This is a genomic window from Candidatus Fermentibacter sp., assembly GCA_030373045.1.
Classification (GTDB): Bacteria; Fermentibacterota; Fermentibacteria; order Fermentibacterales; family Fermentibacteraceae; genus Fermentibacter.
Genome location: JAUCPW010000052.1, coordinates 1 through 14086 on the forward strand (window position 1 = coordinate 1; position 14086 = coordinate 14086).

Here is a 14086-nt window from a genome sequence, read left to right on the forward strand (position 1 = left end):
TTCGGAACTCGTCGGCAGCGTCAGATGTGTATAAGAGACAGAACCGGAACAGGTACTAGTTGTACAGGGCCTTGATGGCGCCCCAGGTTTCGCTGTTCAGCGAGAACTCGCCGGTGGTGCGGATGAAGTAGTCGCCCATGCCCCACGGCTCCCAGACGATGAAGTCATCGCTGAAGAAGCTGTGGTCGGTCGAGTAGGTGGGGTCGCCCAGCACCGAAGGCCAGCCGCCGCCGGACATCTCGGTGTTGATCAGGACCCAGAACTGCTCCTCGGTGATGAGGGGGGAGGAGTAGTTGGCGTACACCGCGGCATAGTGGGTGGCGGTGACGGAGGTCTGGTTCAGCAGGGTGACCGGGGTGGAGACGTCGCCATTGTAGACTTCGGCGTAGAAGGAGGCGGTGTCCCAGGGATAGCTCGAGTGGTGGTAGAACCAGAACTCGGTGTTGTCGGCCTCCCAGGTGCCGGTGGTGCCGAAGTCCGTCACGTTGAACCATACACCCCTGTAGAGCCCGCCCCAGGTCAGCCAGTTGGCGGAGGCGTCGTCATACGACAACGTTGCGTCGGTCCCGGGGATGTACAGCGGGCGATCCAGCTGAACGCTGTTTGCCGCGAAGGCCGCGACTGCAAGGGCACCGAGTACGAAAAGAACCCTCTTCATCAAGAGCCCCCTTTCAAGGGTTGTGGGTACTTGCGAGGCTAGTATGGACGGAGGCCGCAGGGGTGTCAACCCCGGGAGGGTCCGGTGCGTCCGGTGGCCGGGAGAAGCCTGCGCAGCTCGTCCCTGAGTTTCGCGGCCTCCTCGAACTCCAGCCTCGAGGCGGCATCCAGCATCAGGGCCTCTATGCGCGCAACAGCTTTCTCGGGATCTGCGGGAAGGTCGGAGAGGTCTGGGGCGGGGCCGGCCTTCCCGGCGGAATCCGCTATGCTGGTGGTGCGGAGTATCTCCTCCCGGGTCTTCACGATCCCCCTCGGGACGATCCCGTGCGCCTCGTTGTACGCCAGCTGGATGGAACGCCTGCGTCCGGTCTCCTCCATCGCGTCCTTCATGGAATCCGTGACCGTGTCGGCGTACAGGATGACCCGCCCGGCCAGGTTCCTGGCAGCGCGGCCGGCGGTCTGTATCAGGCTGGTCCTCGAACGGAGGAAGCCCTCCTTGTCGGCGTCGAGCACGGCCACGAGGGACACCTCGGGAAGGTCGAGCCCCTCCCTGAGCAGGTTCACCCCGACGAGCACGTCGAACTCGGCGAGCCTGAGGTCGCGGAGGATCGAAACCCTCTCCAGCGCGTCTATCTCGCTGTGGACGTACCTGGCCCTGATGCCCAGATCCTCCATGAAGGATGCGAGCTGCTCAGCCATCTTCTTCGTGAGAGTCGTCACGAGCACCCTGCCCCCGCTCTCCACGGTGCGCCTCGTCTCCTCCAGCAGGTCGTCGACCTGCCCGGTGGCCTGACGCACGATGAGAACGGGGTCCACAAGCCCGGTGGGCCGCACGATGAGCTCCACGACTCGTTCCGACTTCTCCAGCTCGTACGGGGCCGGCGTCGCGGAGAGGCAGATCTTCTGGCCGGAGACAGCCTCGAACTCCTCGAGGAAGAGGGGCCTGTTGTCCAGCGCCGAGGGCAGGCGGAAGCCGTGTTCGACCAGGGTCTCCTTCCTCGCCCTGTCACCCCTGTACATCCCCCTGATCTGGGGGATGGTCCTGTGGGACTCGTCTATGAACACGATCATGTCTTCGGGGAAATAGTCCAGGAGGCATGCAGGCCTCTCCCCCTCGGCCCTTCCGGCGAGGTGGCGGCTGTAGTTCTCGATGCCCGGGCAGTAGCCGGTCTGGGAGAGCAGCTCGAGGTCGTAGCCCGTCCTCGACTGGAGCCTCTGGGCCTCCAGTATCCTCCCCCGCGCCTTCAGCCAGAGCAGCCTCGCCTCGAGCTCCTTCTCTATGAGGGTTATCGCCCTGTCCAGGTCGGGGGCGGCAGTGACGAAGTGCTTGGCGGGATAGATGTACGCCCTGTCGATCTCCCCCAGGAGCCTCCCGGTGAGGTGGTCGATCTCGCGGATCGACTCTATCTCGTTGCCGAAGAATTCGATGCGCACCCCGGTATCGGCGTAGGACGGAACGACGTCCACGACATCCCCGCGAACCCTGAACCGGCTTCGCGTCAGGGCTATGTCGTTCCTCTCGTACTGCATCTGCACCAGGGACATGCAGAGGTCCTCGGGCGGCAGTACGTCCCCTCTCGAGAGTTCGATACGGGTGGTCCGGAAGGTGGAGGGGTTGCCCAGGCCGTAGATGCAGCTCACCGACGCCACGACGATCACGTCGCGCCTGGAGAGGAGGGCGGCGGTGGTCTTGAGCCTCAGCCGGTCGAGCTCGTCGTTGAGATCGGCATCCTTCTCGATGAACATGTCGGATGAAGGGATGTACGCCTCCGGCTGGTAGTAGTCGTAGTAGCTGACGAAGTACTCGACGGCGGCCGAGGGGAAGAAGCCTCTGAGTTCTCCGTAGAGCTGGGCCGCCAGGGTCTTGTTGTGGCTGAGGACGAGAACCGGCCTGTCGAACCGCTCGATGACCCTGGCGATGGTGTAGGTCTTGCCGGAGCCGGTCACCCCGAGGAGGGTCTGCCAGGGGATGCCGGCCTCGATGCCCCCGGCGAGTTCCCCGATGGCGCGAGGCTGGTCGCCCGCCGGCTCGAACGGCGCCTCAACCCTGAATATCCCCACCGAGGTACTCCAGGCCCGTCTCGATCGCGGCAGAGGGCCTTGCTATGCCCAGTTCCGTCAGGATCGCGGGGTGGATCTCGCCCATCACACCTGCATCCTTCCCGTCTATCACGACCCGGCAGCACCTCCCGGGGATGAACCTCGGGTCGTCGGCGGGGGAGAGCGAGAGGGAGAGCCCCCGGCCGAAGCACACCAGGGCGATGACGGAGTGCACCTCGCCGAAGCCCGCGTCGTTCCCCGTGATGACCAGGGCCATCCGCACCGCCGTGTGCGGACCTCCCGGACCGCCGTCGTCCTCGAGCACCTCCCCTATCTCGAACAGCCTGTGGGGATAGGGGGCGTGGGCGCTCGCGGATTCGGCCGCCAGAAGGCCCGGCAGCAGGCTGTTCCTGACGGCGCCGTATTCCGAGGTCATTGGGTTCAGGATCCTGACTATCCCGGGCGGCGTGCCGGGCCTGGCCGCGGAGGTGAGCACGGGGAGCAGCAGTTCCTCGCAGCCGGCTCCCGTCAGCATTATCCTGACCGCGTCGGCGAGGTCCTCCACGGGGGCGGTCGAGCCCATGGTGCAGCCCTCCGGCGGAAGGGGCTCGAACCTGTCGATGCCGTAGCCGATGGCTATGTCCTCGACCAGGTCGACCCAGTGGAGCCCGTCGTGCCGGTAGGGGGGCATGACCGCCTCCACCCCGTCCGCGCCGATCGTCCATCCATCCCAGCCCATGCGGGACAGCGCGCGTTCGATGTCGGCATCCGACGGCACGTCGCCCGTGATGCGGCCTATCCCGGCGCGGTCCGCACGGAGGCGGTCGGCGAACCGGAGGGGCGTGACCGTCGACTTCCCGCCGGAGGGTGCTGCCCTGTCGTAGGAGACGACGGCGGGTCTGATCACGAAGCCGCGGTCCTCGAGGTTGCATGCGAGGATGGAGGCGGTGAGCTGGACGGTCGTCCAGTCGGTGCCGGTGACCTCGCAGAAGATGTCGCGGTCGCCCGCCCTGAGCCTGCCGGTGCCGTCGCTGTTGATGACGGGCGGATACGAGAGCACGCATCCGCGTGCGTCCGTCAGGAGGGGGTGGAGTTCCATGCCCGAGAGCAGCCCGGCGTACTTCCGGCCAGTCTCGGTCTGTTCCAGGATCTCCGACAGGGTCATCGGGGACTCTTGCCCCAGCGGGACGAAGCTCACGGAACCGGGCGGGACGGCAGAGTACCTGACCGGGAATGCGATGTCGCCCGAGCGGTAGAACCCGATCGCCGCCGTCCTGCGGTTCCTGCCGAACGAGGAGGCCAGCTTCTCCTGGGAGGCGATCAGCGATTCGAGGCAGCCCTCGGAAAGCCCGGGGCCGTCGGCGAGGAAGGCGGCGATCCAGGGACGCACCGCCGCCGTGGACGGATCTACCTCGATCCCGGCATCGGGGGCGGCAAGGTCCTGCAGGTATCTGCGCCGTCTTCCGGAGAGCGCCGCCAGGCCGCGCGCGACGCCTTCCACGCACCAGAGGTCGGGCCTGTTGGTGTCGTTGAGCTCTATCTTGAGCACGTCGCCCGAGGACTTGAGCTCGGCCTTGAGCGGCACGAGCATGTCCTCGAGACCTCCACCCAGGGTGAAGTCGCATCCCGAGAGCCTGGCCAGCTCCTCCGCGGAGACCTCGATCTTAGGCACGAGGCACACCTCCCCCGCCGCCGGGCATCCTCTCGGGCCTGACCCTCATCGCCCGCAGCCTGCCGATGTCGTCGGTCATCAGGTCACGGATGTCGGAGAGGCCCATGGCGGTCATGGCCATCCTGTCGAGCCCGAGCCCCCAGGCGATCACGGGGACGTTCACTCCGAGAGGCTCCGTCACCTCGGGGCGGAACAGCCCGGCGCCGCCCATCTCCATCCATCCCGTGGCGGGATGGAGTATGTGCATCTCCACCGAAGGCTCGGTGAACGGGAAGTACCCCGGGTAGAGCTTGTAGCTCCCGGCCCCCGCGAACTGGGTCGCGAACAGCCTCAGGAGTCCGACGAGATGACGGAGGTTCGTGCCCTCGCCCAGGACGATGCCCTCGATCTGGAAGAAGTCCGGCAGGTGCGTCGCATCGACCTGGTCGTACCTGAAGCAGCGGGCGATTGCGAAATACTTCCCGGGCGAGCGCGGCGAAGAGGCGAGACATCTCGCCGAGAGCGCAGTACCCTGGGATCTGAGCACGGGAAGGCCCGCCCTGGATTCGTCGTATTCGTAGTCCCAGCCTCTGCTGCCCGTGCCGCCGCCGCTCCTGTGGGCCGCCGCCACCCTCGCGAGGATGTCGGCCGCGGGTTCGAACCGCCTGCCGCCGGTATCGAGGAAGTAGGCATCGTGTATGTCCCTCGCGGGATGGAACTGGGGCATGAAGAGGGCGTCGCAGTTCCAGAACTCGCTCTCCGCGATGGAACCCTTCATCTCGCTGAACCCGAGGGCCACGAGCTTCCTCCGGATCGAATCGAGGAAGACCCGGTAGGGGTGGAGCCTCCCGGAGTGCATCCTGGCTGCGGGGATGTCCGTGTCGTAGCGCCTGAACCTCACCTCGCGCCACGATCCGTCGGCCAGCATCGCGGGCGTGAGCTGCCCGGCGATGCGCTCGGTCCTGGCGCGCTCGAAGGCGGCCCTGCCCGCCTCGTTGAGGTGCAGCTTCTGCCTGGCCGAGGCGGAGAGGACGAACTCCGCCCTGCCCCTGCCCCTCCTGGGGCTCCTCTCCGACACGAGCGCGGCCACGTCGCCGTCCAGCGCCTCGAGAACCACGGATCGGCCTGCGGAAAGCGGCGTGTAGACGGTCTCCCACAACCTTCCGAAGACGCCGGAACCGGTTCCGGAGGCCGAGAGCCCTGCGCCGTCCCTCGAGACGAGGCCGGCCTTCACGAGAGCCCCCAGCGCGCTTCCCCAGCGTGCCGGCTCGAACCTGGAGTCGGCCTGTGCCGCAGGCAGGTCGCTGACGCCCGCGGAGATCATCCCCAGCAGCAGTATTTCGGGAATGCCGCCGGCCGCCGCGCATTCCAGGCCCAGCGGGCCGAGTTCCACCCGGGTCTCACCGGGAACAGTGGTCTCCTCCACGAGTCCTCTCGAGATGAGCCACTGCGATGCCCGCCGGTAGGAGCCCTCGTCGGGGAGCCCTTCCGTTCCGATCAGTTCGTCGTCCCAGGCCTCGCCCCTGGCGTCCAGGCTGGTCAGAAGGGCGACCTCGAGGGGGTGGAGATCCCTATCTCCCACTGCCGCCTCCCCTCGTGACCGCGAGCACGGTACCGGGATCCACGAAGACTCCCTGCTCCGGGCGCGGTACCCTGTTCTCGCCCTTGAGCACCGAGCCGCAGTCCGGGCACTGCGCGGTCCTGGGGTCGATGGTGGCGTCGCAGACCGGGCAGACGAGCTGGAGCCGGGAGTCCACGTAGGTCGCCAGTTCGCCGGCGGTGACGAGGCCGTTCCCGTCCTCGTCGGCCTCTCCTCCGGCGCCGTCCAGCAGTATGGGTGTCAGGATCCTCTCGCTGACGCTCAGGTCCTCCCTGGCGGCGGTGAGGACCAGCACGTTGGAACCCTCGTCGAAGTCGTTCACCAGTCCGCCGGAATGGCAGGCATCGGCGAGCAGGACGACCCCTGCGGCGTTCCCCGACAGTTTCCCGGCAAGCCAGTCGTCGCTCACGTCCTCGTCGTAGAGGCAGATCGTCTCGTCGGTGGCGTCGGCCTCCTCGGTGCCCCCGCTGCCCGGGACGTCCTGGCCGCCGTGGCCGCTGAAGAACACGTACAGGACGTCGCCCTCGCCCGCGGCCGAGAGGGCCTCTCCCACCGCTCCGCGGAATGCGTCCGCAGTGGCCGTCTCGTCCACGAGGAGGATGATGTGGTCGGGATCCACTCCCTGGCCCGTGACGAGGAACCTGTAGAAGTCGAGTGCGTCCATGCTGGCCCTGTCGAGGACTGCGGCGGCGGACGGGTAGCCGCTGATGCCGGCTATGACCGCCCAGGTCTCCCCCGGGCCGCCTGGAGCGGCGAGGGGCTCGTCGGGGATGATCTCGGCCGATAACGTGAAGGGTCCCTGACCGTTGCGCTCGTAGGTGTATACGGTGACCGCATAGGTTGCCGCCTCGCGGGTGTGGAAGGAGATCTCCTCGTCGCCGGCTGCATCAGCGGAGCTGACCCACCCCTGTGCCATCCTGTCCAGCCCCGGGCCGGACACGAAGAGGTCGAAGTCGGTCTCCCTCTCGGCCCCCCTCAGCCGGATGCTCAGGACGGCATCCGCCTCCGACCTGGCCTGGAACACCGCGACCGGAGCGGACGGGTCGAGCTGTCCGCGCACAGTGCCCGACAGCACGGCTGGCCGCGAGGGGGAGATGGTGAGCCTGCACTCTGTCGCATCGACGTTGCTCGCGAATCCGGGGCTCACCCAGAGGGTGTCCCCTCCCTCGACCCACATGGCCAGCCGCTCGTCTCCCCGCTCGGTCGTGAGGGAGACCACCGGCGGGCCGTCGCTCCTGAAGACCGTGAAGTCGCCATCCCTGGTCTTCTCGAACAGGGCGGCTATCTCCAGCATGCAGCCGGACGGAGGGGAGATGCCCACCACGAACGACCTGCCCGACGAGAGCGTCACGAGGGTGTCGAGGCGCTCGCCCCTCACTGCTTCGAGCCCGCCCATCTCGCTGATCTCGTATCTGATCCGGTCAGAATCGCCGAAGTCGTAGGCCGTCACCTCGGCTATGTAGCCGTCGCCCCCGACCGGAAGCAGAAGAGCCTCCTGGCAGGAGTAGGTCGACGAGCCCGCGAGGTACTCGCCTTCGATGTCGTAGAGTGCGAGATCGATGTCCCCCGACTCGGAGGAGCTGCCCAGGTCGAGCATCCTCCGCAGGTCCGACGCAGCCACCCTGAACCTGGCGACGTAGTTGTTCCCGTCGAGGGTCCCCGTGCGGGTCCCCGACAGCGAGGGGAAGGCTCCGGTGCGCGTGGCCGAGAGCGAGAAGGCTCCATCGCCCGCCTTGTTGTACCTCGAAACCACCACCACGAGGGTCTCGGACGGCATGGCGCAGACCTGTACGGTCTCGTCGCCCTCCGCGCTGTATCCGCCGGACCAGAGGTCCATCCCGGGCCCGTATACATCCAGATCCAGGTCGGTGGAGCTCGTCCCGTCGAGTTCGAAGCGCCAGGCGCCCTCCCTCGGGGGGACGAACCTGAAGGCCTCGCTCATCTCGTTGGCCGACACGGCACCCGACTGGACCGAAGTCGGAGCCATGAGCACGGGGGCCTTGTCGGCGACGGTGATCTCTACGCTGGAGCCGGGAGCCCCCTTCACCTCGACGAAGAACCAGTAGTCGGCGAAGGCGGAGAGCAGGAGCCCGCCCCGCTCGCTCGTGGCGAGGACCTCGCCCTCCTCGTCATAGGCGGTCAGGCTGGCGGCGGGGTCCGATGAGACCCTGAGGAAGACGTAGTCCTGCTCGAGGATTCGAACCCAGGCCGAACCGTCCTCGAGCAAGACCGAGCGGCTCTCTCCGGAGAGCATCAGAGGGACCTCGGAGGCCGGCGGGAGGACCCCGCTCAGTATCGCTGCGAGAACGAACGGATTCATCTGTCCTCCAGGTGCTTGAAGTATGCCTCCGGGCCGGGGGCGCCCGGTCCGGGTTCAGGGGCCTATTATGAAGACTCTAGCGTACGGCGGCGAACGGATTGGAGCGTGCCTCGCCGCCGGCCGTGGTGTCGGGTCCGTGCCCGGGGTGCACCACGGTTCCGGGGGGGAGCGTGAAGATCCTCGTCCGGATGGACTCAATCTCGACTGTGATGGAGGCGCCCCAGAGGGGGCCCAGGCCGGGCAGGCTGTCGGTCCCGATGGAACCCTTGAAGAGGGTGTCGCCGGAGACGAGATGCCCCGGGAAGAGCAGGCCGATGCTGCCGGGGCTGTGCCCGGGGAGGTGTATGACGACGGAAGCCGGTACGCCTTCCTCGAGCCTGTCGCCATGGTTCAGTTCGAGGTCCAGGCCCCCGGTCGAGAGCCTCCTTCCGAAGGCCTCGGAGCCGTTGAGGTCGGGATCGGTGAAGAGCGGCAGGTCGTCGGGGTGCCCCGCCAGAGGGACGCCGAGCCTCCCGCTCCACCAGCGGGCGTCCGAGATGTGGTCGCAGTGGCCGTGTGTGAGCACCACGAGCCCCACGTCCCACCCGGAGAGCATCCTGTCCACGCGGGTGCGCTCATCGGCGTCCATGGTGGAGGGATCCACCAGGACCGCCCTGCGCGTGGCCGGATCGCCGGCCAGGTAGCACCTGGTCCACGTCCAGCCCCGCGCCACGCCGGTGCTAAGTACTACAGGGGCTTCAGGAGAGCTCATCCGCGAAGGCGCCGAAGCCGGCGTGGGACATCTGGATCCCCTCCGCGGCCTTCAGCCTGGCCGAGAGGTCGAACATGCACAGGAGGGCGTATCCTCTCAGGTCCCTGCGATAGTGCACGGTGGTGGGGAGCCTTCCGCCGGGATGCGACAGGAGCAGGCTCTCGTGTTCTCCGGGGGGAAGGTAGCGCGGCCAGACGGAGAAAGTGACCCTGAGGCAGGGGGCGAAGGGATCGGGGACCCTCATCATGGTCCTGAGGAGCTGGAAGTCGCCGCCGAGATGGTGGACGGCCGACCTCATCTCGGCCGGAGTGCGCCTGCCGTTGGATCCCGGGGAGGGCATCCTGGTCACGAAGTCGAGGCCCTCACCGGAGGGATAGCCCAGCTCGAGCAGCGCCGCGGCCTCGTCGAGGCATGCCGACATGAGCTCGGCCGCCGAATCCGCCGGGAGGGACGCCGACACCTCGGCCAGATCCGGCCACAGGCTGAGCGTCCTCGACAGCTTCTCGACCCTCGATCCGGCTGCGCTCCGCGATATCTCACGAACATGGTTCCTGAGGGAGGCGAACTGAGGTATCCAGACCGTCGCACGCCTGCCCCCGCTCCAGAGGACCATGTGGTACAGCGCCCTGGCGACCTGCCACGAGGACTGGAAGGAGCTGGGGAAGCCGGTCATCGGCCTGATCTCGGGTGGCACGTCCTCATCACCTCCACGAGCCAGGTCCTGTCTATGTCGGTGTAGATCTCGGTGGTCCTGATGTCGGCGTGCCCGAGGAGCTCCTGGACGACCCTGAGATCGGCTCCGCCCTCGAGCAGATGGGTCGCGAAGGAATGCCTGAGCGTGTGGGGATGGGTGGAGAGGGGCACCCCCGACAGGACGGCCGCCCGCCTGACGACGTTCCAGAAGGTCATGCGCGAGAGGGGCCGGCCTCCCCTTCCGGGGAACACGTATCTGCTCGACCTCCCGCCGAGGATCTCGAGCCTGGGCCCGGCCATGAACCGCCCGAGCCAGCGCGCCGCGACTCCCCCGAGCGGGACGAGCCGCTCACGGCCGCCCTTGCCCTCGGGTCTCACCCATTCATCCTCCAGGGAGATCCTGTCCGTCGTGAGGCCGGTTATCTCGCTCTCGCGCAGGCCGCATCCGTAGGCCAGCTCCAGCATCGCCCTGTTCCTCGCCGAAACCGGCGTGCTCCCATCGAAGGCCTCCACGAGAGCGGCCGCCGCCTTGGGCGAGAGGACGTCCGGCAGCCTGCCGGGGACGCGGGCCGGCGGGAGATCGGCAACGGGATTGCCGCTCCTGAGACCCTCGGACTCCAGATATCGGAAATATCCCCTCAGGACGGATATCTTTCGCCTGATGGACACGGGCGAGATGCCCGCCTCGCCGAGAGAGGACGCGTAACGTGCGATCGAGCCGGCATCCGCCGAGTCGAGCCTGGAGCCCTCCCCCTCGAACCAGAGTTCCGCCTCCGCGAGATCCGACCGATAAGCCGCGACGGTCGCCCTCGAGAGCGATTTCTCGAGCGCGGCGAAATCCAGGTAGTCCCTTGCGGTATCATCCATTCCGGTTGAGCCAGCTCATGAACCCGTCATGCGCCGACTCCCTCGGCAGCCTGGACGGCCGGGTGGAACAGAGGCTCAGGGTGACGCCCGGGCCTTCCAGCATGGCGGCGATCTCGGCCGCCTTCCCGGGCGGCTGTCCCGAGGCTATCCTGACCGGAGGCGGACTCCCTACGAGGGCGAGGGCTTCTTCGCGCCTGAACTCGAGCCTTTCGCACAGGGTCTCGAGAAGGGACTCGACCGCCTCGCCGGAGACCGCGTTGAGGTAGACCGAAAGCGATCCGGACCTTGCGGAAGGCGGACGGGACAGCACCGGAGGGGTGTCGCACGAAGACTGAGGGATCCTCTGCAGGTCCTCCGGGGTCGGGATCACCGGGGGTTCCTGGGGCGACCTGCCCGGCCACCTGAAGCACAGGGCGGGGGGCGCCTGCCCGGGCATGCGGCTCTCGGGGAGGAGCGGAGGCTCGTCCTGCGCGGGACAGGGCGGGGGATCGACGGGGGGATCTCCAGGAGACGCCGATGCTCCGGCAGGTTCCGGCGGTGGGGAGCAGGCGTCCGGCGGGACGGCCGGACGCGGTGCCGCAGGGTCAGTCTCCTGGATCGAGTGTGCTGGATGCTGTTCGGGTGCCGCCTGGGAGGCGGGCGCAGCGGCCGGCCTTCCGGCAGGCGGCTGCGCAGGATTCTCCCGGGTCTGCCTGAGGTCCACCATCCCGCCGGCTTCGACGAGGATCCTCTTGATCTGCCGGGCCGTCTCGTGGTCGACGGAATCCTTGAGGACGAACGGGATCCTCGACAGCCAGACGACTATCTGCTCCGGCGGCAGTCCGGAGAGCTTCTGGAGGGTTTCGCGGAGCCTGGCCCTGTAGCCGGGCCTGAAGCCCGTGAGGACGACCCTGAACTGCGTAGCCTCGGGGATGGCGGAAGGGCTCACCGAGCAGCTGAGCCCCAGATCGCCAAGGGTGCGGGAGAGGGCCCGCGCCCTCTCCTCGTCGAAATCCTCGCCCACCACGAGGCCGGTCCTCCTCAGGGCGAGCAGAACCTCGCCCCTTCCCAGTCCGGTGAGCTCCTCGAGAGTCGCGAGCGTCCCGGGGGACGGGTTCTCCGCCCTCACCAGGACCTTCCAACTCATCTGGAGCCAGTCTGGGCGGTCTGCCTCCTCGCCAGGTGGATCCTGTCGCCGACGTCCACGAGATCGCCCGTGATGTTGGAGGAGACCAGCGCGGAACAGGTGGTGGGACCGGCTGTCAGCACGACAAGTTCCGAGATGGGGATGTCGGCCGTGATGACCCTGTTGCCGGCCACGTCCTCGGCTATGTCGCCGTAGTTGTAGATGACGAAGACGTCACCGGGTTCGAGCCCCGACTCGGTTCCCCTGTCGAGATAGACCACGTCGTAGGCGTAGGTCCTGGAGAAGTCGGGGTCCTGGAGACCTATGACCCATGCCGTCTGGTCCTCGGCGGCCGGTGTGGTGTTGACGGCGACGTCCTGCGCCGGTTCGTACCATTCTATCAGGTCGCCCGCGTTGATCGGCAGGAAGCTGTGTTCCACGAGCGCGATCGAGGTGGTCTCGGTCACGGAGGTGACCCTGAGGAGCCCGGCCACGCGCACGATGAAGCCTATCTCCTCGCCGGTCTCGGGCTCGAAGGCCGTCTCCCCGGGTTCGAGCACCCTGAAGACGCTGTTGACGGAAACGCCGTCGCCCGAGCCCATGTCGATCTCGACTATGTCACCGGTGTAGGCGTCGTCGTTGCTCTCGATCTCCTGATCCTCGACGTTGACCGCGAGAACCGAGCCCGGCGAGGCCAGGGGGCCTGTGGCGACGAAGCCTGCGTTCTCGAGCCTGATCCTGCTCAGCATGGGCACGGTGGCTGTCAGCGTGGGTGCCTGCACGTAGGACGGAAGGCTGGTGTAAACGGAGGTTCCCGCAAAACCGGTCGGCGATCCGGGGAGGACGATCTCCATGCTCGGCGACAGGTATTCGACGCCTGCGATCTGCGGGTTGGCCGCCAGGATGTCGTCCCAGAACTCGGGGGTGCCGTAGAATCGTATCGACAGATCCCAGAGCGTGTCGCCGTACCCTATCGTGTAGGTGGAGGAGGCCAGGGCAGGCACGGAGAGCGCCAAGAGCGCCAGTACGAACAGGAACGAACGCATCCGACACCTCCATATCCGTTTCCGGCGCCCGGTCCCGCCCGGGGCCCGGCTGGCCGGCATGAATATCATAACTTCATAAAATCTAGAGTTGACGGAGGACGGAAGTCAATGATCCGCTCACTTCGCCGGGAAGATCGCGAATGGCGCATCTCCTCCGTCGCTCTCGACGGTGATCGACACCGTGTAGCACCCCGAGGGGGCGCCCTGCGAGGGGGCGTTAACGGCCAGCTCGAGGTTCCCCGCCCGCCCTGCGATGCCGGACCAGGACTCTCCGATCGGGAAGGGCTCCCCGTCGGATCCGATCCGGCCCACGAGGCAACCGTCCGGCGATGCCGGCGCCAGGGAGAGAGTCGTGGCCGTCCGCTCCAGACCCTCCGGATCGGTCGCCCCCGTGCCCACGATGGAGCGGCCTGCGGCCAGCACCACGATCCTGGAGCCCTGTTCGACCTCCACGTGGGTGTCGGTCCAGCCGGCGCAGGCATGGACATCCAGCAGCAGGGACTGCGTGGAGGAAGGCCCCCATGTCACTGCGGCCACGTCGCGTATCTCGAGGCCTGTCTCGCGGCCCGACTCCGAAACGGTGAGGACTCCGGATTCGAGTGAGACCCTCCCCCTGTAGAGCGCCCCGCTCCTGAGCAGGACCGAAGCATCCCCTTCGGGCAGCGGTACGGAGAAACCGTCGAACTCGGCTCTGGCTGCGTCCATGCCGGTCAGGCGGCCGTACACCACCCGGCCGCTCCCGTCGACCAGCCTGTCGGGCTGTCTGCCGCATGCCGTGATCGAAAGCGCCAGCGCAAGTGCCACGATTCGCTTCATCAAACACCGTCCCCGACGAGGAAAATGCCGACGGCATCCTCGATCCTGTCGATGGCCACGAACTCCATCTCCCGCCTCAGCGACTCGTCTATCTCCTCCAGATCCCTGGTATTGTCACGCGGCAGGAGGACCCTCCGGATGCCGGCGGAATGCGCCCCCAGGACCTTCTCCTTGAGTCCCCCTATCATCATCACCCTGCCGTGGAGCGTGAGCTCCCCGGTGACCGCCGAGTCCGCCCTGAGAGGTCTGCCGCAGACTGCCGAGAGGATCGAGAGGGCCATCGCCACGCCTGCGGAAGGGCCGTCCTTGGGAGTGGCTCCGGCGGGCACGTGGACGTGGATGTCCATCTTCTGGAAATCCGCCGTGCAGCCGTACTCCGAGGAATGAGCCCTGACCCAGGTCAGCGCGGCCTGCGCCGACTCCTTCATCACGTCGCCGAGCTGCCCCGTGAGCGAAAGCTTTCCCGTGCCCGGCATCGTCGTGCTCTCGACGAAGAGGATCTCCCCCCCCGCCTCGGTCCAGGCGCTGTCTCTTATACAC

The 14086-nt window shown here is 67.3% G+C and carries 12 protein-coding genes; all 12 read right to left on the reverse strand.

Translation table 11 applies throughout. From position 1 onward, the window contains the following. Positions 1-55 precede the first annotated feature (55 nt). A complete protein-coding gene (locus QUS11_08920) occupies positions 56-658 on the reverse strand; it encodes a hypothetical protein (GenBank protein ID MDM7993422.1) in 603 nt (200 codons plus the stop codon). Between the two features lie 65 nt (positions 659-723). After that, complete coding sequence (gene uvrB / locus QUS11_08925; GenBank protein MDM7993423.1) at positions 724-2718, reverse strand: excinuclease ABC subunit UvrB; 1995 nt, start codon at positions 2716-2718, stop codon at positions 724-726. Beyond that, a complete protein-coding gene (gene pheT / locus QUS11_08930; protein MDM7993424.1) occupies positions 2699-4369 on the reverse strand; it encodes a phenylalanine--tRNA ligase subunit beta in 1671 nt (556 codons plus the stop codon). The genes uvrB and pheT overlap by 20 nt, the downstream gene beginning before the upstream one ends. Then, the gene (locus tag QUS11_08935) at positions 4362-5930 is read right to left on the reverse strand and encodes a phenylalanine--tRNA ligase subunit alpha (GenBank protein ID MDM7993425.1); all 1569 of its coding nucleotides are present in this window, start codon (positions 5928-5930) and stop codon (positions 4362-4364) included. The genes pheT and QUS11_08935 overlap by 8 nt, the downstream gene beginning before the upstream one ends. Continuing rightward, a complete protein-coding gene (locus tag QUS11_08940) occupies positions 5920-8268 on the reverse strand; it encodes a caspase family protein (protein ID MDM7993426.1) in 2349 nt (782 codons plus the stop codon). The genes QUS11_08935 and QUS11_08940 overlap by 11 nt, the downstream gene beginning before the upstream one ends. Positions 8269-8344: 76 nt before the next feature. Then, the gene (locus QUS11_08945; protein ID MDM7993427.1) at positions 8345-8980 is read right to left on the reverse strand and encodes an MBL fold metallo-hydrolase; all 636 of its coding nucleotides are present in this window, start codon (positions 8978-8980) and stop codon (positions 8345-8347) included. Positions 8981-9005: 25 nt separating this feature from the next. After that, positions 9006-9713: a hypothetical protein gene (locus tag QUS11_08950; protein ID MDM7993428.1), complete on the reverse strand. Its 708-nt coding sequence runs from the start codon at positions 9711-9713 to the stop codon at positions 9006-9008. Continuing rightward, the gene (locus QUS11_08955) at positions 9689-10579 is read right to left on the reverse strand and encodes a tyrosine recombinase (protein MDM7993429.1); all 891 of its coding nucleotides are present in this window, start codon (positions 10577-10579) and stop codon (positions 9689-9691) included. Before QUS11_08955 ends, QUS11_08950 begins: the two co-directional genes overlap by 25 nt. Then, on the reverse strand, positions 10572-11705 hold the full coding sequence (locus tag QUS11_08960; GenBank protein MDM7993430.1) for a hypothetical protein: 1134 nt from the start codon (positions 11703-11705) through the stop codon (positions 10572-10574). Before QUS11_08960 ends, QUS11_08955 begins: the two co-directional genes overlap by 8 nt. Next, complete coding sequence (locus QUS11_08965; GenBank protein MDM7993431.1) at positions 11702-12730, reverse strand: LysM domain-containing protein; 1029 nt, start codon at positions 12728-12730, stop codon at positions 11702-11704. Before QUS11_08965 ends, QUS11_08960 begins: the two co-directional genes overlap by 4 nt. Positions 12731-12847: 117 nt before the next feature. Then, complete coding sequence (locus QUS11_08970; protein MDM7993432.1) at positions 12848-13546, reverse strand: hypothetical protein; 699 nt, start codon at positions 13544-13546, stop codon at positions 12848-12850. After that, positions 13546-14086 (reverse strand): S16 family serine protease (locus QUS11_08975; protein ID MDM7993433.1); only part of this gene is annotated, 541 nt, incomplete at its 5' end. The genes QUS11_08975 and QUS11_08970, both read right to left, overlap by 1 nt.